At 60.6% G+C, this 21676-nt stretch carries 25 protein-coding genes; 15 read left to right on the top strand and 10 right to left on the bottom strand.

Going from position 1 to position 21676, the window contains the following annotated elements; all coding sequences use genetic code 11:
• The first annotated feature begins 89 nt into the window (after window positions 1-89).
• From QNM96_RS02075 to QNM96_RS02065, 3 genes are all read left to right on the top strand, one after another.
• Window positions 90-1199, top strand: coding sequence for a GTP-binding protein (locus QNM96_RS02075; protein WP_283834347.1), 1110 nt, complete (start codon window positions 90-92; stop codon window positions 1197-1199).
• Window positions 1200-1306: 107 nt separating this feature from the next.
• Window positions 1307-2968 carry a Na+/H+ antiporter NhaC family protein gene (locus QNM96_RS02070; protein WP_283834346.1) on the top strand — a complete coding sequence of 554 codons (1662 nt, stop codon included), beginning with the start codon at window positions 1307-1309 and terminating at the stop codon, window positions 2966-2968.
• A 102-nt stretch (window positions 2969-3070) separates the two neighbouring features.
• The gene (locus QNM96_RS02065; RefSeq protein WP_283834345.1) at window positions 3071-3862 is read left to right on the top strand and encodes a VOC family protein; all 792 of its coding nucleotides are present in this window, start codon (window positions 3071-3073) and stop codon (window positions 3860-3862) included.
• A 55-nt stretch (window positions 3863-3917) separates the two neighbouring features.
• On the opposite strand, the gene glmU is transcribed toward QNM96_RS02065, so the two are convergent.
• The 5 genes from glmU to QNM96_RS02040 form a co-directional block, all read right to left on the bottom strand.
• On the bottom strand, window positions 3918-5099 hold the full coding sequence (gene glmU / locus QNM96_RS02060) for a bifunctional sugar-1-phosphate nucleotidylyltransferase/acetyltransferase (protein WP_283834344.1): 1182 nt from the start codon (window positions 5097-5099) through the stop codon (window positions 3918-3920).
• A gap of 122 nt (window positions 5100-5221) precedes the next feature.
• The gene (locus QNM96_RS02055) at window positions 5222-5866 is read right to left on the bottom strand and encodes a hypothetical protein (RefSeq protein WP_283834343.1); all 645 of its coding nucleotides are present in this window, start codon (window positions 5864-5866) and stop codon (window positions 5222-5224) included.
• Between the two features lie 310 nt (window positions 5867-6176).
• Window positions 6177-6680 carry a metal-dependent hydrolase gene (locus QNM96_RS02050; RefSeq protein WP_283834342.1) on the bottom strand — a complete coding sequence of 168 codons (504 nt, stop codon included), beginning with the start codon at window positions 6678-6680 and terminating at the stop codon, window positions 6177-6179.
• The gene (locus QNM96_RS02045; RefSeq protein WP_283834341.1) at window positions 6673-7263 is read right to left on the bottom strand and encodes a DNA-binding protein; all 591 of its coding nucleotides are present in this window, start codon (window positions 7261-7263) and stop codon (window positions 6673-6675) included. The genes QNM96_RS02050 and QNM96_RS02045 overlap by 8 nt, the downstream gene beginning before the upstream one ends.
• A gap of 59 nt (window positions 7264-7322) precedes the next feature.
• On the bottom strand, window positions 7323-7988 hold the full coding sequence (locus QNM96_RS02040; protein ID WP_283834340.1) for a PHP-associated domain-containing protein: 666 nt from the start codon (window positions 7986-7988) through the stop codon (window positions 7323-7325).
• Between the two features lie 162 nt (window positions 7989-8150).
• Between QNM96_RS02040 and QNM96_RS02035 the strand changes: the two genes are divergently transcribed.
• Together QNM96_RS02035 and QNM96_RS02030 are read left to right on the top strand one after the other, a co-directional pair.
• Window positions 8151-8705, top strand: coding sequence for an NUDIX domain-containing protein (locus QNM96_RS02035; RefSeq protein ID WP_283834339.1), 555 nt, complete (start codon window positions 8151-8153; stop codon window positions 8703-8705).
• 260 nt (window positions 8706-8965) lie between these two features.
• Window positions 8966-9283, top strand: a complete 318-nt coding sequence (locus QNM96_RS02030) for a hypothetical protein (RefSeq protein WP_283834338.1) — start codon at window positions 8966-8968, stop codon at window positions 9281-9283.
• 52 nt (window positions 9284-9335) lie between these two features.
• Here the strand turns inward: QNM96_RS02030 and QNM96_RS02025 are convergent, their stop codons facing one another.
• Window positions 9336-9647, bottom strand: coding sequence for a hypothetical protein (locus tag QNM96_RS02025; RefSeq protein WP_283834975.1), 312 nt, complete (start codon window positions 9645-9647; stop codon window positions 9336-9338).
• A gap of 234 nt (window positions 9648-9881) precedes the next feature.
• On the opposite strand from QNM96_RS02025, the gene QNM96_RS02020 reads away from it, so the two are divergent.
• From QNM96_RS02020 to QNM96_RS01990, 7 genes are all read left to right on the top strand, one after another.
• Window positions 9882-10742, top strand: coding sequence for an ABC transporter permease (locus tag QNM96_RS02020; RefSeq protein ID WP_283834337.1), 861 nt, complete (start codon window positions 9882-9884; stop codon window positions 10740-10742).
• The gene (locus QNM96_RS02015; protein ID WP_345782510.1) at window positions 10739-11635 is read left to right on the top strand and encodes an ABC transporter ATP-binding protein; all 897 of its coding nucleotides are present in this window, start codon (window positions 10739-10741) and stop codon (window positions 11633-11635) included. The genes QNM96_RS02020 and QNM96_RS02015 overlap by 4 nt, the downstream gene beginning before the upstream one ends.
• 13 nt (window positions 11636-11648) lie before the next feature.
• Complete coding sequence (locus tag QNM96_RS02010) at window positions 11649-12266, top strand: hypothetical protein (RefSeq protein WP_283834335.1); 618 nt, start codon at window positions 11649-11651, stop codon at window positions 12264-12266.
• 3 nt (window positions 12267-12269) lie between these two features.
• On the top strand, window positions 12270-12557 hold the full coding sequence (locus tag QNM96_RS02005; protein ID WP_283834334.1) for a transcriptional regulator: 288 nt from the start codon (window positions 12270-12272) through the stop codon (window positions 12555-12557).
• Window positions 12558-12662: 105 nt separating this feature from the next.
• Window positions 12663-13220, top strand: coding sequence for a molybdenum cofactor biosynthesis protein B (locus QNM96_RS02000; protein ID WP_283834333.1), 558 nt, complete (start codon window positions 12663-12665; stop codon window positions 13218-13220).
• 115 nt (window positions 13221-13335) lie between these two features.
• Window positions 13336-13863 (top strand): pyridoxamine 5'-phosphate oxidase family protein, encoded by a 528-nt coding sequence (locus tag QNM96_RS01995; protein ID WP_345782521.1) that lies wholly within the window; start codon window positions 13336-13338, stop codon window positions 13861-13863.
• 96 nt (window positions 13864-13959) lie between these two features.
• Window positions 13960-14697, top strand: coding sequence for a 5-formyltetrahydrofolate cyclo-ligase (locus QNM96_RS01990; protein WP_283834331.1), 738 nt, complete (start codon window positions 13960-13962; stop codon window positions 14695-14697).
• Window positions 14698-15183: 486 nt separating this feature from the next.
• Here the strand turns inward: QNM96_RS01990 and QNM96_RS01985 are convergent, their stop codons facing one another.
• The 3 genes from QNM96_RS01985 to pyrG are packed head-to-tail and all read right to left on the bottom strand — an operon-like array spanning window position 15184 to window position 18120.
• Window positions 15184-15504 (bottom strand): CTP synthetase, encoded by a 321-nt coding sequence (locus QNM96_RS01985; RefSeq protein ID WP_283834330.1) that lies wholly within the window; start codon window positions 15502-15504, stop codon window positions 15184-15186.
• Window position 15505: 1 nt separating this feature from the next.
• On the bottom strand, window positions 15506-16423 hold the full coding sequence (gene guaA / locus QNM96_RS01980; protein WP_283834329.1) for a glutamine-hydrolyzing GMP synthase: 918 nt from the start codon (window positions 16421-16423) through the stop codon (window positions 15506-15508).
• On the bottom strand, window positions 16423-18120 hold the full coding sequence (gene pyrG, locus QNM96_RS01975; RefSeq protein ID WP_283834328.1) for a CTP synthase (glutamine hydrolyzing): 1698 nt from the start codon (window positions 18118-18120) through the stop codon (window positions 16423-16425). Before pyrG ends, guaA begins: the two co-directional genes overlap by 1 nt.
• A gap of 192 nt (window positions 18121-18312) precedes the next feature.
• On the opposite strand from pyrG, the gene QNM96_RS01970 reads away from it, so the two are divergent.
• Window positions 18313-18696, top strand: a complete 384-nt coding sequence (locus tag QNM96_RS01970) for a cyclophilin-like fold protein (protein ID WP_283834327.1) — start codon at window positions 18313-18315, stop codon at window positions 18694-18696.
• A 21-nt stretch (window positions 18697-18717) separates the two neighbouring features.
• Here the strand turns inward: QNM96_RS01970 and infB are convergent, their stop codons facing one another.
• On the bottom strand, window positions 18718-20517 hold the full coding sequence (gene infB, locus QNM96_RS01965; protein ID WP_283834326.1) for a translation initiation factor IF-2: 1800 nt from the start codon (window positions 20515-20517) through the stop codon (window positions 18718-18720).
• Between the two features lie 294 nt (window positions 20518-20811).
• On the opposite strand from infB, the gene QNM96_RS01960 reads away from it, so the two are divergent.
• Both QNM96_RS01960 and QNM96_RS01955 read left to right on the top strand, forming a co-directional pair.
• Window positions 20812-21057 (top strand): PRC-barrel domain-containing protein, encoded by a 246-nt coding sequence (locus QNM96_RS01960; protein ID WP_283834325.1) that lies wholly within the window; start codon window positions 20812-20814, stop codon window positions 21055-21057.
• A gap of 4 nt (window positions 21058-21061) precedes the next feature.
• On the top strand, window positions 21062-21520 hold the full coding sequence (locus QNM96_RS01955) for an NOB1 family endonuclease (protein WP_283834324.1): 459 nt from the start codon (window positions 21062-21064) through the stop codon (window positions 21518-21520).
• Window positions 21521-21676 lie beyond the last annotated feature (156 nt).

Raw genomic sequence — 21676 nt, 5'->3', positions numbered from 1 at the left:
CTGGAATTGAACGCTGTGGGAGCAACTGGATCTCGTTCGCCGCGTCGCATGGAAAGGGTTTTTCGGGACGAACGGTTGCGTTTAGGCAAATGGGGCTCGAGGAGGAGATCGACAAAATCGAAGAAGAGATCGCCAGCACGCCCTACAACAAGTCGACGGAGGCGCACATCGGCCGGTTGAAGTCGAAGCTCGCGGAGAAAAAAGAGAAGCTTCAAAATCAGTCCTCGGCGGGTGGGGGTACCGGCTACGATGTCGAAAAGACGGGCGATGCGACCGTCGCGCTGGTCGGCTTTCCGAGCGTCGGCAAGTCGTCGCTGTTGAATTCGCTGACCAACGCCGAAAGCGAGACCGGCTCCTACGAGTTCACGACGCTGGATGTCAACCCCGGAATGTGCAAACACCGCGGGGCGAACATGCAACTGCTCGATGTCCCGGGACTGATCAAGGGCGCGGCGACGGGCAAGGGCGACGGCAAACAGGTCCTCTCGGTCGTGCGGAACGCGGACCTCATCCTCTTTGTCCTCTCGGTGTTCGAGATTGAGCAGTACGATCGACTACAAGAAGAACTCTACGACATCAACATCCGCGTCGATAAGAAACCGCCGCGGGTGACCGTTCGCCCCAAGATCAAAGACGGTATCAAGATCACCTCGAGCGCCGATCAGGATCTGGACGAGGAAACGATTTCGGACGTGTTGCGCGAACACGGCTACGTCAACGCCGACGTGAACCTCGGCGAGAAGGTCGATATCGATCGACTGATCGACGGCCTGATGGAAAATCGCGAGTACATTCCCTCGATCACCTGCGTGAACAAGGTCGACCTGATCGAACCCGACTACAAGGAGACCGTCGACGAGCAACTTCGCGAACGCGGGCTCGATCCCGAGGAAGTCACGTTCATCAGCGCCGACGAGGAGAGAGGTCTCGAGGCGCTCAAGGATCGCCTCTGGAAGAACTTAGATCTCATTCGGGTCTACATGGACAAGCCAGGCCGAGGCGTCGACTACGAGGAACCGCTCATGCTCGAGCGCGGCTCGACGATCGAGGATGCAGTCGACAAACTCGGCGGCGAGATGAAAGAGCGATTCCGGTTCGCTCGCGTTTCGGGCCCGAGCGCGACCCACGATAAACAGCAGGTCGGCGATCAGCACGTGCTCGAGGACGAGGACGTGCTCAAGTTGATTCTCCGGCGGTGAGGACTGGTTCCGACGGATAATCCGCTCCGAAATTTTCCATCGCACCGACGTTCTCAGTACTCGTATCGATCCGGGAATTATTTCCGCCGATAGTCCGTTCTCCGAGCATGTCTGAGTTCGGAGCCCTTTCGCTGTTGCCACCGCTCCTGGCAATCCTGTTAGCAATAGTAACCCGTAGACCGATGCTCTCGCTGTTCGTCGGCATCTGGTCTGGTGCAATTATCTACACCGAGAGTCTCGGTATCGGCCAAACGTTCGATTGGATCGTCGGCGCGATTATCGCCGACGACGGCTTTCACGTCCAGATATTGCTCTTTACGCTCTTGCTCGGTTCGGGGGTCGCGCTCATCTGGCGTCTCGGCGGCGCGACAGCCGTCCGGCAATGGGCGACGGCCCGCCTCGAGACCCAACGAAACGTCGGCCTGACGACGTGGGGATTGGGAATGCTCATGTTCTTCGATGACTACGCGAACACGGCGATCGTCGGAAGCACGATGCGCGAGATTTCGGATCAGCTCCGAATTTCCCGCGAAAAGCTCTCATATATCGTCGACTCGACGGCCGCGCCCGTGGCGACGATTGGCCTCTCGAGTTGGGTCGCTTTTCAGCTCTCGCTCATCGCGGACGCCTATGACGGACTCGATACCGCGGGCGAAACGCCCTCGGCGTTCGAGACGTTCGTCGGATCCATCCCGTATAACACCTACGCGCTGCTCGCGATCGTGATGGTCGGAATCATCGTTTATACGGGTCGAGACTACGGAGAGATGCTCACCGCCGAACGCCGTTCGCGGTCGACCGGAAAGGTCAGCCGCGAGGACGCCCAACCGTTACAGGAGGTCGAGAAGGATCTCGGCGAACCGATCGACGAGAAACCGATGCTTCGGACGTTCTTCGCGCCTGTCGTCGTCCTCATCGCCGTCACGTTAGCCGGTGCGTTCCAGACTGGTCACGAGGAATGGGTCGCCGAGCAGGCAGAAGAAGGCGCTCCGACGACACTTTCGGAGGCTGCGAACGAAACGGGTCTGGTGCAGGTGCTCGTCGACATCGTCGGTCTTGGCGATTTCGCTGGCGCGCTGGTCTGGGGTTCGTTCGCCATGGTTGCGACGGCGATCGCGATCGGCATCGGATACGGTCTCTTCGACCTCGGAGACAGCGTTGAGACGGTGCTTGACGGATTCAGTCTAATGCTCACGGCGGTGACGATTCTCGTCCTCGCGTGGGGGATCAGCGACGTCGCCGAGGCCCTGGGAACCGGGGAATTCGTCGCTCTCGCCGTCGGAGACTTCCTCCCGATCGAGATCCTACCGCTCGTCATCTTATTCGTCGCCGCCTTCGTGGCGTTCACGATGGGGTCGTCGTGGGCGACAATGGGGATCATCACTCCAATAGCCATCTCCGTCGCCTACGAGCTCACCGGTTCGTTCGAACTGATGCCCGTCGTCGTCGGTGCCGTCTTCTCGGGGGCTATCTTCGGCGATCACACCTCCCCGATCTCCGATACGTCGGTGCTCTCCTCGACGTTTACCGGCGCTGACCTGATCGACCACGTTCGGACGCAGTTCTATTATGCGGGAACCGTGATGGCCGTCGTAGTCTTCTGTTATCTCTTGTACGGGTTCGGAAACGTCCCGCCGATCGTCTTTCTCCCGCTCGGCGTTCTCCTGCTCGTCGGACTCGTCTACGGACTCTCGGAACTCGACGCGCGCCGGCGGGGCGTCGATCCTGTCGCCTCGAGTGCACCGGCGGCCGACGACGAATCCGAGTGATCGTTCGACGATTAGATCGGTCAACTCCTCCCAGACAAGCTGCTCATCGAATAGCCCGCCGCCTTCGCCACGCTTTTAGATTTATCTAACGTACTCTTGGACATGGACGGAACGCTCGATCACGTTATGCTCCGTGTTGCTGATCTGGACGACTCCCTCGAGTGGTACCAGACCCACCTGAACTACGAGGAGAAAGACCGCCACGAGGGCGACGGCTTCACCATCGTCTACCTCGGCCCCGAAGAGATGCACGAGGAGGGCGCGATGCTCGAGTTGACCCACAACGAGGGCGAGGACGCCCTCGAGGTCGGCGACGCGTGGGGTCACATTGCAGTTCGCGTTCCCGAGGACGAACTCGAGTCCTCCTACCAGCAGCTGATGGACGAGGGCGTCGAGGACTACCGCGATCCAGAATCTTGCGACGGGAATTACGCGTTCGTCAAGGATCCCGACGGCCACGAGATCGAGATCGTCAAGCGCGACCACGGCGCGAAGTGGTCGCTCGATCATACCATGATCCGCGTCGAGGACGCCGACGAGGCCATCGGCTTCTGGACCCGGAAGTTCGAGTACGAACACGTGGGCCGCTGGGAGTCCGACACCTTCGCGAACTACTTCATGAAACCCGAAGGGGCCGCAGAGGAGGCGATGACCGTCGAGCTCACCTACAACTACGACGGGCGGAGCTACGAGATGGGCGACGCCTGGGGCCACCTCTGCGTCGAAGTCGACGACCTCGAAGAGGACTGGGAGCAGTTACAGACTCGAGAAGCGGCCGATTACCGAGATCCTGAGAGCAACGACAACATGTACGCGTTCACGAAGGACCAGGACGGCCACGAGATCGAACTGTTAACTCGCGATCCAAACGCCGACTCGCTGTTCCCGTTCTAGAATTACTGGTTCGGTTTCGAAATCTCGGAACGGAGCCGGATCATCTGCCGACTTCTCACCGATCCCGTTCGACGACTTCGCCCGGCCTGGTCGTCGTCTCGGGTGACAGTTTGATACCCGGATACAGACTGGTGTTGATCCCGGTCTTGACGCCGTCGGCCAGGACAACGCCGAACTTTCGCCGGTCCGTCGAGACGCGCTTTCCTTTGACGGTAAACTCGACCGGTTCGTCGTCGTGGCGGAGGTTCGCGACGGTCGTTCCGGCCCCGAAGTTGACGTCTCGACCGAGGATGCTGTCGCCGACGTAGGAAAGATGTCCGACCGTCGCGTCGGCCATGAGGACGCTGTTTTTCACTTCAACGGCGTGGCCGACGGACGCGCCTTCGTCGATCAGCGTCGCGCCGCGAACGTAGGCGTTGGGCCCGACAGACGCGCCGGATCGGATCATCGCCGGGCCCTCGATGACGACCCCCGATTCGACCGTCGCGCCCTCCTCGACGACGACGTTGCCGGTGAGCTTCGCGTCGTCGCTCACTTCGCCCTCGAGTCGTCGGTCCTGCTCGCCGAGTTTCCACTCGTTTGCCTCGAGCAGTTCCCACGGGCGTCCGACGTCCATCCAGTGGTCCATGACGACCGGCGTCACGTCGTGTTCGTCGATCGTCTTCGCGAGCACGTCCGTAATCTCGTGTTCGCCGCGTTCGCTTTCGGGAACTTCGAGCCAGCCAGCCGCCGCCTCGGGGAAGACGTACGCGCCGGCATTGGCGAGGTTCGTCGGCGGCTTCGCGGGTTTTTCGACGATGCTCTCGACGGACCCACCTGCGGTCTCGAGAACGCCGTAGTTCGACGGGTTATCGACTTCGATCGCGCCGATCGACGGCTCCGACTCGAGTAGGTGATCGATCGCATCGGGATCGTACAGATTGTCCCCGTTGAGGACGGCGAAGGGACCGTCGAGGTGTTCTCGAGCGGTCGAAACGGCATGCGCCGTCCCGGCGCGCTCCCTTTGAACCGCGTAGTTGATCGGGACGCCCCGTCGGCTGTCGCCGAAGTAGTCGACGACCGCGTCGGACTCGTAGCCGACGACGAGCACGAATTCGTCGACGCCGGCGTCGATTGCCGCGTCGACGGTATGTGCAACCAGCGGGCGGTCGGCGACCGGGAGCATCGGTTTCGGGGCGGTCGCGGTGAGCGGACGCATTCGCGTTCCCTCTCCGGCGGCGAGAACCACAGCTTTCATCGAACGATGTTACTATGGGCCGCGAGTTAATGGTGTGGTTCGATCCTCACTGACTGGGCCGGGGCAACGCCGTCGGAAAAGAAACGACGCCGGACGTTTCGGGTGGCCGGTAAACGGTTCCCTCAAGCGTCGTCCGACTCCTCGAGCGACTGAGTCACTTGGTCGGAAGGCGATGACTGCAGTGGCTCGTCGGAAGGCGACGATCGGGACCGTTCTGTTTCGCTCGCACGAGAGGGCGGTTCGGGCGGTTCGAACGCGGAAACGAGCACCTTTGCGGTTCGCGTTTCGAGCACCTGCTCGAGCGAACGCGTCGATCGGAGCGCGAGAAGTGATACGCCGAGGAGGACGAATTGTCCCGCGATCGACCCCGTCGAGAGCGCGCCTGTCAGGCCTGCGGCGAGTAGCCAGACGGTCACGAAGGCGATTCCGACAATCCCCAGCATCCGAATCGGGCGCGCCCGACCTGCTTCGGATGTGTTCACAACGAGCGATTCCGTTCTCGAGCCCCCGTAGCTTGCCACGAGGCCTTCCAGAACGCGATCGAACCCGCGGATGAACGGCCCGACGGTATAGGTCTCGCGGAGGTCGATCACGATGACCTCCGGTTCGGGTTCGGTTGTGAGCCACCGGTAGATGTACGACCCTCTCACGTATCTGGCGAGTCGACTGCCCGCACGTTTGGGCGGCTCGAGAAGTGCCCGGAGAACGGATCGACACCGTCGGACGAACCCGACGACGCGCGATTTCTCGAGTGCGTTGTTAGTCATGGGTAGGCCAACGGATCGGAACGGCTTCGAGAGCGGGCGCGTCGATGGCGACGGGGGCCGCCAAACTCGAAATCCGGACTGTGTTGGGACTATCGGACAGCCCGTTGTCGATTATCGACATTGCTCACCCGCGACGATCATACGTGATTAAACCGGATACGTTCACAAAGAGCTTCCCCTCTGTGGGTTCGATCGGACGCTCAAGCGCGAACACGGCGGCGACCAGCGACGGATCGCTCGAGAGGGCCCGATTGTGTATCGACGTTCGATGAGTCCGGTTGGTATCGGTGTCCAGGCGAACCCGAGTCGTTCAGGGGGACTGCTTGGTCGTGTCGACCCGATATCGGTCGATCAGCCAAACACTCAGTGCGAGAACCCCGGCGACCGCGAGCACACCGGAATCCGACGATACGTACAGGTTCGGCGACGGGTGTCGATACCACGTCACTGGATACAACCAGGCGGCGGCGCTCCCGTCGGCGTACAGCTTGAGGGCATCGACCAGAAGGTGTGAAAGCGCGCCAGCCACGAGGATGCCGTACGCCAGCAGCCGTCGTCTGTCGAAGGCGATCGCACCGATTCCAGAGAGAACAAGGACGCCCCCGAACGTGTGAATCGCATCGAAAGAAAACGGAACGCCGAGGGCCGCCTCGATGGTGGGTTCCCCGAGGAGAAGCCCGATACGATTCAGGTCCGGCAGGATGGCACCTACCACCGCGACTGGGACCCATCGCTTCGAGAGCCACTCCAGTCGCCAGCTCGCGACAGTGAACAGCGCGTAGGCAAAGAGAACGTGCGACAGGAGTTCAGCCACGCGTGTTCACCCCTTCTCGCTCGTTTGTCGCGCCTGAGTTCGAGTCGCCGTTATCGCCCGATCCGCTCGAGCGGGACGGCGTTTCGTCTCTGGGCTCGAATCGAAGTTGGCGGTAATCGATCCGCCAGTGTCGAAGGAAGAATCCAGCGGCGAGCAGTCCGCCGATAGCCGAGACGACGTGCTTGTACAGGGTTGCGTCGGGGCTCTGGTTGACGACGACCAGCTCTTCGGCGTCCATATATCCGTCCAGCGACGTCGTCGACTCCGTTTCGAGGACCCCGTAGACTTGTACGAAACCGCCCGGATCGAGGTCATTGTCGGGCTCGACGTTTCGAACCTCGAGTTCGGCGGCGACGTCACCGTCGTCGTCGGTGACGTGGATGGTGATCGTCCCGTCGCCGATCGTTTGTACGTCGCCGAATAGCAACACGCGCTCGCCGACGTACTCGTCTTGATTCTCGGCGAGCTGATCGCCGGTTGGGTGGGGCCACGATTCGTCGGAGGTCGCCCCGTAGTGGACACAGAGCCCAAGGAGTGCGAGCGAGAGGATGAAGCCGACTGCGAGTCTTCGTCGCCGATCCATTCGTTCGGTGGGTCACAGGGTCGGTACTTGGTGGTGTCGGTCGGGTGCCCGTGGCGCGCTCACTCTGAACGCGTTTCTCCGTGTTTTCGCCGGTGGAGTGTGCGGTAACCGCGTCGAATTACTTGATCAACTCGAGTGGTTGCGACCCTCGGTTCGACGCGGTCCTCCCGGATCGCCTCGACGACCGATTCGGGAGTGAGTCGGTCCGCGTCGATCATCGTGTACGCCCGACCAGCCTCGAACGGGAGGTGCGCATCGCTTCCCGCTACCAACGGGACGCCGTGAGCCGTCGCCAGCTCCGCCGCGACCGGACGCGTCCGCGGATGCTTCCCGTTGATCTCGACGGCATCGAACGGGACTCCCTCGAGGTCCGCGACCGTGCTGTTTCGGCAGGGATGGCAGACGATGGCCACGCAGTCGCGATCGTGGGCCATCTCGGCGACCTCCCACGGCGTGTACTCGAGCGGGACCGTCTCGATCGGCGGATTTGGGCCGATTATCAATACATGGCCGTGTGTCGTCGAAACTTCGATCCCCGGAATCGCCGTGATCGTCGAATCCGAAAACGCCCTCGAGTAATCGTGATTCGTCGTCGCGACCCCGTCGAGACCACGGCGGTCGACAGCTCGAGCGAGGAGTGCGAATCCGTACGGATCGAACCGATCGCCGAGGCGTCGGTGGCCGTGGAAGAACCGAGTGTGTGCGTGGAGATCGACGGCGAACATGGCAGCGTCTTGGTTCGCCAGTGACATTGACCTTGACATTTCGCTACGCTTCGGACGTTCTAAACGGGACTCGACCCTGCCTCGATGCCGATCTCTCGTTCGCCGACCGGATTTCGTTCCGGAGTCGGTACTGGTTTTACGAGCCGGTTTGATTGTGCTGGTATGAACGCGGCCGACGATCTACACGAAAATGCCGGACAGGACGTAATCGCCGTCGATTCAGACGACACGGAACAGGGTCTGGTCAACCGCCTCGAGGCGCACACAGGCGAGGGAATCCGCCACCGAGCGTTCACTTCGCTCGTCTTCGACCGGGACGATAACGTTCTGCTCGCCCAACGTGCACCCGAGAAACGGCTGTGGGGGACCCACTGGGACGGAACCGTCGCTTCCCACCCCGTCGAGGGCCAGAGCCAGGAAGAGGCGACGAGAGAACGACTCGAGGAGGAACTCGGTATCAGCCCCGAACAGTACGACGATCTCCGGATTACCGACCGATTCGAGTACAAACGATACTTCGAGAATCAGGGCGTCGAACACGAGGTCTGTGCGGTCCTGAAACTGACGCTAGCGGATAAGACGCTCGAGCCGGATGTCGACGAAGTTGCGGGCCTGATGTGGGTCCCGTACGAACGGCTTCACTCCAACCCGGAGTGGTATCGACAACTTCGTCTCTGCCCGTGGTTCGAAATCGCCATGCGTCGAGACACCAATTAGTCGACGATCAACGTCGAAGCGGTTTTCCGCAGAATAAGATCACTGCGCTGAAAGCGCTGTTTCTTCGGTTGCGAGTGCTTGGTAAGGGTATTTGCCAGTCCCCTATATACACCGACCGCGAAGTCGTTCACTCGAAAACGTTCACCTGAAGTCTGCCGGGAAATAACGAATTTCTGTCGTATGTCATACGCTAACAAAGTTTATAACACCCCCGTCCGTATCGTCGTCTGTGGGCCGACGAAATCGGTCCCTGTACCGAAATGAGTTCCTCGCCACCGACAACCGAGACGTACGAAGTCGATCTCTCTCGAGACGAACAGTGGGTCGTTCACGACGTGGTGGCACGACGTGTCGACGACGCCATCGACGACGACGCGATTCCGCCGACTTGGGCGCTCGAGGTCGTCGAAACGATCGAGTCCGACGGGAGAACGTTTACTCGCGAGCAAGCGAACCGCGTTCACGAAATCCTTACAGACTATATCGATGCGCCGGAGACGCCCCCGTCGGACGTCGATCACGGCAGAATCGTCCTCGGGCGTCTCGAGGCCACTCTCCCCGAACTCGGCGGTCAATAAAAGCGGTACCGCTCGGTCGCTTTTTTGCACCTGTTCGAAGAGACGAACCGGTCTATGCCCGCGTCGTCGCCCAGACGGCAGTCACCGCGAGGAGGACGGCCGGTACCAGCGGTAAAATTAACAGTGCGAACCGGTAGGAGACATCCATTGGCCAGAACATGATCGCGAGCGGCGAGATAATAAACGCGTAGACGATCACGCCCACGAGTACCCAGCCTCGTTTTCCGAACTCCCGGTCGGCCGTTTCGGGGTGTGCGGGGTTCTCGAGCCACTCTTCGTTCGCCGATTCATCCCCCGGCCCAGCCGGTTCGTCGTCGAAATCGGCCGGGTCGTGAACGTATCCGCTGTCGTCGCTCGAGGTCACACCTGTCCGTTTGGAGCGTGCCATCAAAGGGGTCACGGTTCCGGGTTCCCCGATTCCGTTCGATCACCACCAAACACGGTCGGAAATTCGGTTGTATTCAGTCAATCCCCTTCTTCGTCCGTACTCCCCTTTCTCCCGGCCCCGTTCCGTGAACCTAGCTACTTTGTGCTACAAAGTGACTTTGCAGTAGAAAGTATTTTGTGTGGTAAGGGTGTCGAGTACTGACGAAAGAGAATGGCAACACAGACGACAGCCGACGAACATGAACCTGGATTCGCGGATGGATCGCGCTCGAGGCGATGGCTCTCGCAAGCGAGAGCGTTCTCCGAGCGAAGCCTTCGAGAAGTCTTGAACAGCTGGATACTGCTCGGAACGGTCGTGGCACTCGCTCCCGGAATGCAGTTGCTCTTTAGCATGCAGGGCGGTGACGTTCCGGAAACGATGCTGGCGAGTTGGGCGGTCGGCACGGGCGTCTTCGGCGCGGTATACATCTGTCTGTACGTGTTCGGCTATCAACTGGCGACGGACCTCGAGGACCGTCGGTACGAGGCCTATCGATCCATGCCGATCTCCCCGTCCGCGGATCTCGGCGGGCGAATGTTCGCCGGCTTCTGTCTCGCCGCAGTCGCGTTCGGACTGACGCTCGCCGCGGGAGTCCTCACGGGTGCCTCGTTCGGACTCCGCGGGCCCGAATCGATACCGATCGTTCTCGGCGCGTTCGCGCTCACCTGCGTGTTCTGGATGATCGTGGCCCTTCCGTTTATCGCCGCCGCGAAGAACGAACGCGTCGCCGAGTACGCAGTTCCCATGATCGCCGTCGCCGGGTACGTTCTGACCGGACTCAACGGTGTCAACGCGGAGATGTCCCCGATCGACGGCGAACTGATGAACTACCTCCCGAACACGCTTCCGACGCGGCTCATGGTCTACCATCTCGTCCCCGGAGAGGAGTGGGTTGAGATCGGCGTGGCTCCGCCGGCACTGCCCGCGGGACCCGAATATCTGCTCGCACTTTTCGCGTACGCCGCGGTTGCGCTCGTCGTCGGGACGGTTCTCCTCAATAAGGTCCTCTACAAACGAGGGTGGTGGCCGTGAGCCAGCCGTCCGTTCTCGCGGAGGGTGTCGAGAAATCCTTCGGTGACGAGCGCGTTCTCGAGGGCGTCGATCTCGCCGTCGAATCGGGCGAACTGCTCGCGGTACTGGGGCCCAACGGCGTCGGCAAGTCCGTGCTGTTTTCCTGTCTCGCGGGAAGCCAGCACCCGTCCGCAGGGAGTATCGAGGTACTCGGCGAGGATCCGACCGCGCGATCCGACACGACGAGTTTCCTGTTGCAGGATGCCCTCTGCGTCGATCGACTCACCGGACGGGAGAACCTGCGGTTCTACGAGCAACTCCACCCGAACTTCACCGACGATTGGCGCGAGTACGTCGAACTGCTCGAGATCGACGCCGATCTCGAGAAGCCGGTCGAAGACTATTCTGGCGGCATGGTCCGGAAACTCGAGTTGGCAATCGCCTTGAGCATCGACGTGCCGATCTACCTCCTCGACGAGCCGACGGCCGCGCTCGACCTCTCGATGATCCAGGTCGTTCACGGCCTGATTCGAGAGAAACAGGCCGACGGAAAGACGATCATCGTCTCGAGTCACCGACCAATGGACGCCGATATCGCGGACCGAATCGCGTTCGTTGCGGACGGGCGAGTGGTGACGACGGGAACGCCCGATACGCTGTTCGATTCCGTTCCGCAGGTCGTCGAAACGACGCTCTCGAACTCGGAACAACTCGCTTCCGTCGTTGTCGGCGGCGAGGTGTTCCAGGGGAACGGGACGATTCGCGGTTTTCTCCCAGCCGACGACCAGCAACCGGAGTCCGAGACGAACGCCGCTCTCGAGTCGAACCAGGCACTCGAGGTCGTCGATCCGACGTACACCGACCTCTTTAACTATTACACGAACAGTGCCTCGAATAACGACGACTTCGAATAAGTGACCACGGAATATGAGTGACCAGAACGTTGATCCAGAAACGCTACAGGACGAAATCGGCCAGATCAAGGAGGCCATGGGCCTCCAGTCTGCGTACCCCTACTGGTGGCGCTTCTGGATCGTCGAGGGAATCGGGGTCGGGCTGCTCTTTCCGCTCATGCAACTCGGGCTCAACGATGGCTTCTCGTGGTGGCTCACTGCGACGGCCGTCGGCGTTTTTCTCGGTCACCAGTTCGTCCTTTGGCGGATCCAGAAAGCCTACGACCGGCCCACGAGCGGCATTCCGAGTTGGGATTTCTGGCACTACATCATCTTCGCCAGCTTGATTGCGGCGATCATCGGCATAAGACCGTTGTTGGGTGGATTCGAGGGCGACGTTCTCACACTCTGGTTGGTCATCGTCGGCTCGCTGATGGGGATGGCGTATCTCTACATGGGGCAGTTACTCGAGGCGTACAACATTAGACGGGTCGATCGGTACGCCTTCTACGTCGGCGGCGGGTGGATTCTCACGCTAGTTGCGGCCATCCCTCACATCTCGGCACTCGAGAACGCGGAGTTTGCGGTCTTCGGTGTCGGCTACGCGCTGTACTGTCTCGTTGCGTACGTCACCCTCTCACGACGCTACTAACCAATGGAATTCGACAAACTCGTCCACCAGCCGACGCGACTCCAGATATTCGCATCTCTCTACGCGAACGGAGAGACGAGTTTCACCGACCTGAAAGACGACCTCGAGATAACGGAGGGAAACCTCGCGAGTCACATCGAACGAATGGAAGACGAGGACTGCGTCGCAGTCGAAAAACAGTTCGTCGATCGGAAACCGCAGACGACCTACCGGCTTACCGATCGCGGAACCGAACTGTTCGAAGCACACGTCGAAACTCTCGAGAGCTTAATCGACGGCCTCGATACGTGAGGAGTGGTAGTACTGCAACTCGCCGGAGAAGCGATATTCACACGTTCATCTGGGACTCTCCACGATGGGACAGCGTTTTACCCCTTCGAGGCCGAACACGCGTCCATGACTGCAGAAAGCGACGAGCGGACACCGAGTGACAAGGATTCCTCGCTCGAGGAATCCGACACGAGCGCCAAACTCTGTATCGCCGTCGTGACGATCACCTCCAACGGGTCGATCGAAGAAGACGAGGCCGGCGGTGCGATCGTTGACGCTTTCGAGGCCGCCGGTCACGAAATCGCTACGCGGGAACTCATTGCGAACGACCACGACAATGTCCAGTCGAAGATCTCCCGACTCCTCGACCGTGACGACGTTGACATCATCGTCACCACCGGCGGGACCGGCATCGAACCAGACGACGTGACCGTCGAGGCCGTCGACCCGTTGCTCGAGAAGGAGTTACCTGCGTTCGTCGATCTATTCCACCTCGTCTCCTACGACGAGATCGGAACGAGCGTCGTCGCTAGTCGAACGCTCGCCGGTGTCAGCGAGCGTATCCCCGTGTTTTGTTTGCCGAACAACCCTGTCGCCACACGGATCGCGAGCGAATCAATTATCATCCCCGAGGCGGACCGACTCACCGCGCTGGCGAACGGAAACGGGCGGAAAAACGACTGAGGAGCCGACGATCGACGCGTCCTTTTCGAGAAGCGAAGCGCACTCCGTCGACGGAGAGGTTCTTGGTTGTTGGCGTCGAGACGGACGAACGATGTCCAACTCACCCGACCGCAATATGGATCTGCCGAAAAGCACCGAACCCGATCCGGAGCGACGTGTCTCGAGGCCCGAAACCGAAGCGAGTTACGGAATCCCGGACGACGAAACCGGTCTCCTCCCGTGGTCGTTCGTCACCGAACGACTGTCCAAAGACGAGTTCTTCTGGGTTGGGACGACCCGTCCCGACGGCCGACCGCACGCGCGTCCGATCTGGGGGATCTGGCTCGAGGAAACGTTTCACTGCGGCGGCGGCGAAGGCGCTCGCTGGGTTCGTAACCTCGAGTCTGCGCCCGTAATCACAGTCCACACGGAGGACGCGGAATCGGTCGTCATTCTCGAGGGACGGGCTGAGAAATGCACCGCCACGGAGGCGGACGAAAGACTTCTCGAGCGAATTGACGAGGCCTACGAGGACAAGTACGGTGTCCCCCACGGCACACCCGTTTTCGCCGTTCGGCCGACGACCGTGCTCGCGTGGAGCGACTATCCGGAAGATGCCACGAAATGGAGCTTCGTCGATACTTCGGGCGACCGTTCGTCCTGATCCCCTCGCTAACAGGTCGACATAGTGTGGCCGATACACTTCGACGTGGCGCGACCGGTGCACATATTCGATCAGCGACCAACCGCAAAACGACTCATGAGCGACGCTACCAAACAGGAGATTCGCGAGCGCGTCTGGAACGACCTCGAGGAGAGTGGCGAAGCCAGGTTTCCGTTTCCGCCCCACGGGCGCATCCCGAACTTCGCCGACGCGAAGGTGGCGGCCGAACGGTTGGCCGACCAACCGGAGTGGCAACGAGCCGAGACGATCAAGGCTAACCCCGACGCGCCACAGCTTCCGGTGCGACGACGTGCCCTGTGCGAGGGAAAAACCGTCTACATGGCCGTTCCTCGCCTCCGCGACGAGAAGTGTTTCCTCCGACTCGACCCCGACGAGCTTGAGGATTACGACGACGCGACGACGGTCTCGGGGTCGTCCAAACACGGCGTGCAGGTCGGTCCCGAAGCTGTCGAGGATATCGATCTGATCGTTTCTGGGAGCGTCGCGGTCGGGACGGGGGAGCAACACTCGAGCGCCGGGGCGCGGATCGGGAAAGGCGAGGGATACAGCGATCTCGAATACGCGATACTCCACGAATTGGCTCTCGTCGACGACGACACGCCGGTCGCAACGACGGTCCACGAACGCCAATGTATTGACGACGAAATTCCCACTGACGATCACGACGTTTCGATGGACGTGATCGTTACTCCGGACCATGTCTACAGGCCGTCCGGGTCCGTCGACAATCGAAACCCGACCGGTATCGACTGGGGGCTCCTTTCGGACGATCGACTCGAGGAGATTCCCGTCCTGAATCGAATCCGAGACTGAACCGCGATATCCGCGGATACCGGAGCCTATTCGGGTACTCGAGAAGAACGCCCGGCAACGTATGTCTGCAGTTCATCGCGGTCCGATAACTGCGGTCGGCCGGGACGCTCGCAAACACAGACAACTCGTTGGATCCAATGGGTGATCGGTTTGAGGATCCACGTCGGGACATAGTGTCCCGACAGCCATCCGAAGAGCGACGCGGGTCGGTGCAGTGAGCCCGCGTCGGCAAAACGGTGTGGCAATGGTGGGGGGAAGGGTGCTGTGGTGGGGTTGCTGGAAGTCACGGGTTCAAGGCGGTGGGTGCCTTTGTGTGGGTGTGCCCGTCGACCTCCATTTCTTGGTATCGCCGTATCCTACTTGAACGATGGCGATGGTATTCCCCTCTTATGCCGAATTACCACGCAATTAACCACAGTTCAAAGTGCCCATTTCTGGCAATAGATAGTTTATACCGCAGTTATACGCCTTATACGATCGATAGACTCAGTCGACAAGCTCCTCTGCGACCATCGCCGGCTCCATCAGCTCGGGATCGAGTGCGAGGTCGAGCTGTCCGCGAACGAATTCCGGAATCGTATCCCGTGCGTAGACGACCGTCCGGAGGCCGTCGTTCAGATCGACCGCGATCGGAACCGTCGTCGACTGGCCGACGTCGGTCAGCACGTACAGGTCCGTCTCGACGATACCTGCCTCCTCGAGCTGCGGGCGAGTGAGGGTACCCTCGAGGCGGGTCACGGAAACACCTTCTTCTTCGAGCGCCTCGCCGATTCCGTCCTCGTCCGGCCCGGAAACGATTGCATCCATCTTACTCGTACTCGATGGTTGCGGGCGGTTTGTGTGTGACGTCGTAAACGACCCGCGAGACGTTTTCGTTCTCGCCGGTAATTCGGGATTGAATTCGCTGGAGGGTCTCCCAGTCGATCTCCTGGGCGCGAGCGGTCATCCCGTCCCGTGACTCGACCGAGCGAACGGAGACGACCCAGCCGTGAACTCGGTTGTCGCCTTTGACGCCGGTCGCTTTCCCGATTACAGCCGCCAGGGCCTGCCACGGCTCGTACTCCTCGAGTTCCTCTTCGACGACGTGGCAGGATTCGCGAGCGACCTCGAGCTTTTCGTCGGTGACCTCGCCGATGACTCGAACGGCGAGTCCTGGGCCAGGAAACGGCATCCGTTCGGCGACGAGTTCGTCGAGGTCGAGTGCGCGTGCGACCTCGCGAACCTCGTCCTTGTAGAGGTCTCGGACCGGTTCGACGATGCCATCGAAATCGACGATATCCGGCAGTCCGCCGACGTTGTGATGGGACTTGATGCCGCCTTCGGATTCGATCCGATCGGGGTAGATCGTCCCCTGAACGAGGTAATCCGCATCGGCGTCTTTGGCCTCGCGTTCGAACTCTCGGATGAACTGCTCGCCGATCACCGACCGCTTCTCCTCGGGGTCGGTGACGCCAGAAAGCGCCTCGAGGAACCGGTCTTTGGCGTCGACGATGCGGAGACTGTCCATGTAGGAGAACGTCTCGCGGATCTGGTCCGTCTCGCCTTTGCGCATAAGCCCAGTGTCGACGTACACTGGCGTGAGCTGGTCGCCAATCGACTCGTAAGCAAGCGCGGCCGCGACCGACGAGTCGACACCGCCCGAGAGGGCGATAACCGCGTTCGCGTCGCCGATCTCGTTTTCGATCTCTTCGACTGCCTCGGGGACGAACGTATCCGTATCTACCATTAGTAAGTTACCTCTTGTCCGTTCTGCGTGTCCGCATCCGCTTTTGTGTCTGTCTCTCCGTCCACGTTTCCGTCCGCCGTTTCCTCGAGAATCGATTCGACGAGACCGAGGAACGGCGGGCTCGTATCGCCGGGACGGGAGCTGTATTCGGGGTGGAACTGGGTTCCGAAGAAGTACGGGTGATCCTCGAGTTCGAGAATTTCCATTCGGTTGCCCGCCGTTCCCGAGAACGACAGCGGTTCGTCGACGAAGTTCTCGAAGTACTCGGGGTTGACCTCATAGCGGTGGCGGTGTCGCTCCGTACAGGACGTGCCGCCGTAGATATCCGCGGCGAGCGTTCCCGGCTCGATCTGGGTTTCGTGCGAACCGAGCCGCATCGTGCCGCCCATATCTTCGACCTCGTACTGTTCGGGGAGGATGTCGATGACCGGATGCGGCGTCTCCTCGTCCATCTCCGCCGAATGCGCGCCCTCGAAGCCGAGCACATTACGGGCGTACTCGACGACCGCCATCTGGAAGCCCAGACAGAGGCCGAGAAACGGCACGTCGTTCTCTCGAGCGTACCGAACCGCGTTGATCTTGCCCTCGGTGCCGCGCATCCCGAAGCCACCGGGAACGATGATCCCGTCGACGTCCGCGAGCTGTCCGTCGTGGCCCTCGGCCATCTCGTCGGCCGCGACCCAGTGGACGTTCACGTCGATGCCGACCTCGAAGCCGGCGTGTTTGAGCGACTCGTGGATCGACATGTAGGCGTCCTCAAGGTCGTACTTTCCGACGAGTGCGATATCAACTTCGCCCGATTTCTCCGTCGTGACGACCTCCCGCCACTCCTTCGTTCGTTCGCCGGAGGGAAGCGCCTCGTCCTCGAGATCGAACTTCTCGAGGACGAAGTCGTCGAGCCCCTCCTCTTCGACGACGAGCGGGACGTGATAGACATCCTCGACGTCGGGGTTGGAGAACACCGCATCGGTCGGAATGTCACAGAACAGCGCGATCTTCTCCTTGGTTTCGGGGTCGAGTTTGTCGTCGCAGCGGCCGACGATAACGTCGGGCTGGAGCCCGATCGAACGGACCTCCTTGACGCTGTGTTGGGTCGGTTTGGTCTTCTGTTCGCCGTTTTTCGAGTAGGGGACGAGCGTGACGTGTGCAAAGAGGATGTCTTCTTCGTCTTCCTCGTGGGAGAACTGGCGCAGGGCCTCGAGGTAAGGCATCCCCTCGATGTCCCCGACGGTTCCCCCGACTTCGACGAGGCAGACGTCGCTTCCCTCCGCGGCCTCGCGGATACGACGCTTGATATCGTTGGTGATGTGGGGGATGATCTGGACCGTCTTGCCCAGATAGTCGCCCGCGCGCTCTTTCTCGATGACGTGCTGGTAGGTCTTCCCCGTCGTGACGTTGTGATCGAACGTCATGTCGATGTCGAGGAACCGTTCGTAGTTCCCCAGGTCGAGGTCGACTTCCCCGCCGTCTTTGAGCACGTACACCTCCCCGTGCTGGTAGGGATTCATCGTCCCAGCGTCGACGTTCAGGTACGGATCGATCTTCACCGCGGTGACGTCGAAGCCGGCATTCTTCAGGAGACGGCCGGTGCTGGCGGCCGTGATCCCTTTGCCGAGTCCCGACATCACCCCGCCGGTGACGAAGATGAACTTGTTCCCCAGTGTGGGGTCATAATTAGTGTCCGAGTCCGTCGGCATACCGAGTGTGCGCGCGAGCGGTTGAAAACCATTTCGGGATGGCACCCGCTCCGCGAATCAGTGTCACTCTCCGACGGCGAACTCGAGTGCCACGTCGATGCCACGTCCCCGCCAACCGTTTGTCCACTGACGACCGTGGCGTTCATCGACTAACCATGAAGAACTACGTACCCGCCGTTCGACCGTGACGCTATGACCGATCTTCGAATCAGTGTTGGCGACCGCGAACTCGAGGCCACGTGGAACGAAGCCGCTCCCACAACGCGGGACGCACTCGAGCAAGCGCTCCCGCTCGAGGGCGAGGCCACCCGCTGGGGCGACGAACTATACTTCGACGTTCCGATCGACGTTCCGTCCGAAAACCAGGCTGAAGCGGTCCCGATCGGCGCGATCGCCTACTGGCCGACGGGCAACAAGCTCTGTCTGTTCTGGGGGCCGACGCCCGCGAGCACCGACGGCGAACCGCGAGCGGCCGCGCCCGTGAACGTAATCGCGACGCTCGAAGACGTGTCACCACTTTCCGATCTCGAGGGTGGTACGCGGATCCGTTTCGAACGACACGACGCTGAAAACTGAGCCGTTCTGCTCCAATAGCGACTACTTGCCCCAAAACGGGTCCCGTTTCCGGTGGTTCTCGAGGTACATGTTCAGCGCCTCGAGCTCGTCGCCCGGAATCTCGTCTTTTAACTCCTGTTCTAAGATCTTCGCGTGCTTTTCGGGGACCTCCATCCAGAGTTCGTCGTCCTCTTTGATTTGGCGACCGACCGTCGGCCCGTCGATGGCGACGGAGACGCGGTTGCCCGCGCGGGCCTCGTCGACGTCTTCGCCCTGCTCCTGGATCCCTTTTACCTGCCCGACGCGTTCGGTCTCGTTGCCGTCCCACTTGACGACGAAGCTGTTGTTCTGGATCGTACCGGCGTTGACTTCGACGCCGACGACCGCCGGATCGTTCTGTCTAAACGTGTGATCCGGAAGAATCCGGAATCGTGCGGGTCGGGAGATGTTCTCGAGGATCGTGTCCTGCTGGGCTCGCTCCAGTTCCTCGATGTGTTCGTCGTACTCGTCGACCAGCTGGTAGATGACCTCGTCCGTGAACAGTTCGACGTCGTCCTGTTCGGCCCGCGTTTCGGCGTCCGCGAGCACGTCGACGTTGAATCCAAGGATCGCCCGCTGTTTCGGATCCTCCGCCGTCGACGCGACGGAAATGTCTCGCGGCGCAACGTCGCCGACCTCCGCGCGAACGATCGGTATTTCGGCGTCGCCGAGCGCGTCCGCCATCGCCTCGAGACTCCCGAGGGTGTCGGCTTTGACGACGACGCCCTGCTCTTCGGTGTCGACGGCGATGTCCGCGAGTTCGGCCCGCACCTCGTGGACAACATTGTCGAGTTCGCGATCTCGAACGACGCGAACCGGTGCGCCGGCCATCGCGTTCTCGAGTTCCGGGGCGGCGATCTTGATCCCCGAGGCGGCCTTGACTTCGTCGACCTTTTCGAACCGGCTCTCGGTACGGATCTCCGCGAGCGGCCTCGGTTGAAGCAACGCGCGGACTTCCGTGACGATCGGCTCGTTCTTTCCGCCGACGACAATGATGTCGTCGGCTCGAATCGTGCCGTCGTACAGCACCATGTCGATGGTCGTCCCGAACCCTTTCTCCTCTTTGACCTCGAGGACGGTCCCGACGCCGGGGCCGGCCACGTCGATCTCCATCTCCTCTTTCATGTACCGCTGGGAGAGCCCCATCATCACGGCCAACAGGTCGGGGACGCCCTCGCCGGTCATCGCGGAGACGGGAACGACGCCGACGTTGCGCTGGAAGTTTTGCACTCGCCAGTAGAGGTCTGCCGAGAACCCCTCGTCGCTCAACTCGCCGATGATCTCGTAGAGGCTTTCGTCGAGTCTCGAGGCCGCGCGATCCGATTGGGCGTCGTAGGTGTCGTTGATCGGCGTGTCTTCGTTCGGATTCCAGCCCGGAACGGTGTCTATCTTGTTCGCGGCGACGATAAAAGGCGTCTCCGAGCGCTTGAGGATGTCGAGCGCCTCGATCGTCTGTGGCTGGAAGCCGTCGTTGACGTCGACGACCAGGATCGCGATATCGGCGAGCGCACCGCCTCGAGACCGAAGCGTGGTAAAGGAGTGGTGGCCCGGCGTATCGATAAAGAGCAATCCGGGCAGATCGAAGTCGTCCGGGTCGACGAGTTCGCCCGCGATCGTCGAGATGATATCGAGGGGCACGGCAGTGGCACCGATGTGCTGTGTAATCGCGCCTGCTTCACCCTCGATAACGGCCGAGCCGCGGATCTTATCGAGGAGGCTTGTCTTTCCGTGATCGACGTGTCCGAGAACGGCGACGATCGGCGTTCTGAGAGATGTGGGGTCGTGTGTGTCCGTGTCCGACATGGTGAACCACCAGAGAAGGTCTTGGGTAAACGGTCCGTAGGACGGTAGTTAAACCCATCGTCACAACTCCGATAGTGTGGTGAAAACGTACCGAACGAAACGGAATCGGTAAGACGAGACGGAAAGTCGTGTATCAAACAATTTCGACCCTCTCCCGGACGGTTGGAGCGATCGATTCACACCGAGAATGCGGATTAGTCTCTCCCCACAATCGTTGCTTTGAGAACAAGCGTTACCAGGAACTGATACAGCGCCTCCATGGTATTTATTATCGACTAGTCTGAACGGTAGGGTATGAGCGACATACTCGCCGAAAACCTCTCGGGCAAGTCCGTCATGGGTTCCGACGGAGTTGAACTGGGAATGCTCTACAACGTCACGATGGATATTAAATCAGGCAAACTTCACGACCTCGTTATCGACCCTGACGAGGAGTTACCGAGCCACGCGGTCGATTTTGACCGCGATGACACCGGCCGGTTTCGCGTGCCAGTCAGCCGCGTTCAGGCTGTGAAAGACTACATCGTCGTCAAGCGCTAACGGTATGTATATTCTCGACTCCTCGGCTTTCATCCACGACTTTCACACAACAGAACAGTCTGCAACTATCCCGCTCGTCCGCGAAGAACTCGAGGACGAGAGCGCCTATCGCTACGACGCGATGGAAGGCTCCGGAATGCACATTCACATTCCGAACGAGGACACCACCGAAAAGGTCGAACGCGCCGCTCGAGAGTCCGGCGACTTCGAGACGCTCTCGAAGACTGACATTCGGCTCGTTGCGGCGAGTTTCGAACTCGACGGCGTGCTCGTCACCGACGACTACGCGATGCAAAACGTCGCGGAGAAGTTACACGTCGACGTCGAAGTCATCGCTCGAGAAGGGATCGAAGAACAGCGCGATTGGCGCTTCCAGTGTCAGGGCTGCGGTCGGGAGTTCGACGACGAAAAAGACCGCTGTCCGATCTGTGGCTCCGGGCTCGCGCGGAAAAACCCGAATTAAGCGACGAAAATCGACCTAGTAACTCCTACTTGTTCTACAACCGGATCAGGAACAAACGTTCAACGCAGTGGATTGTTCGCGAGTCCGAGGACGTGACCTCGAGGAGCCGACGGACTGACTGTTGAGCGAAACCACGGACAGCACACTCGGGACAGT

It is taken from the genome of Halostagnicola sp. A-GB9-2 (assembly GCF_030068615.1).
Lineage (GTDB): Archaea > Halobacteriota > Halobacteria > Halobacteriales > Natrialbaceae > Halostagnicola.
The sequence above is the reverse complement of the archived record's forward strand: the minus strand, read 5'-3'. Positions and strand labels throughout refer to the sequence as shown.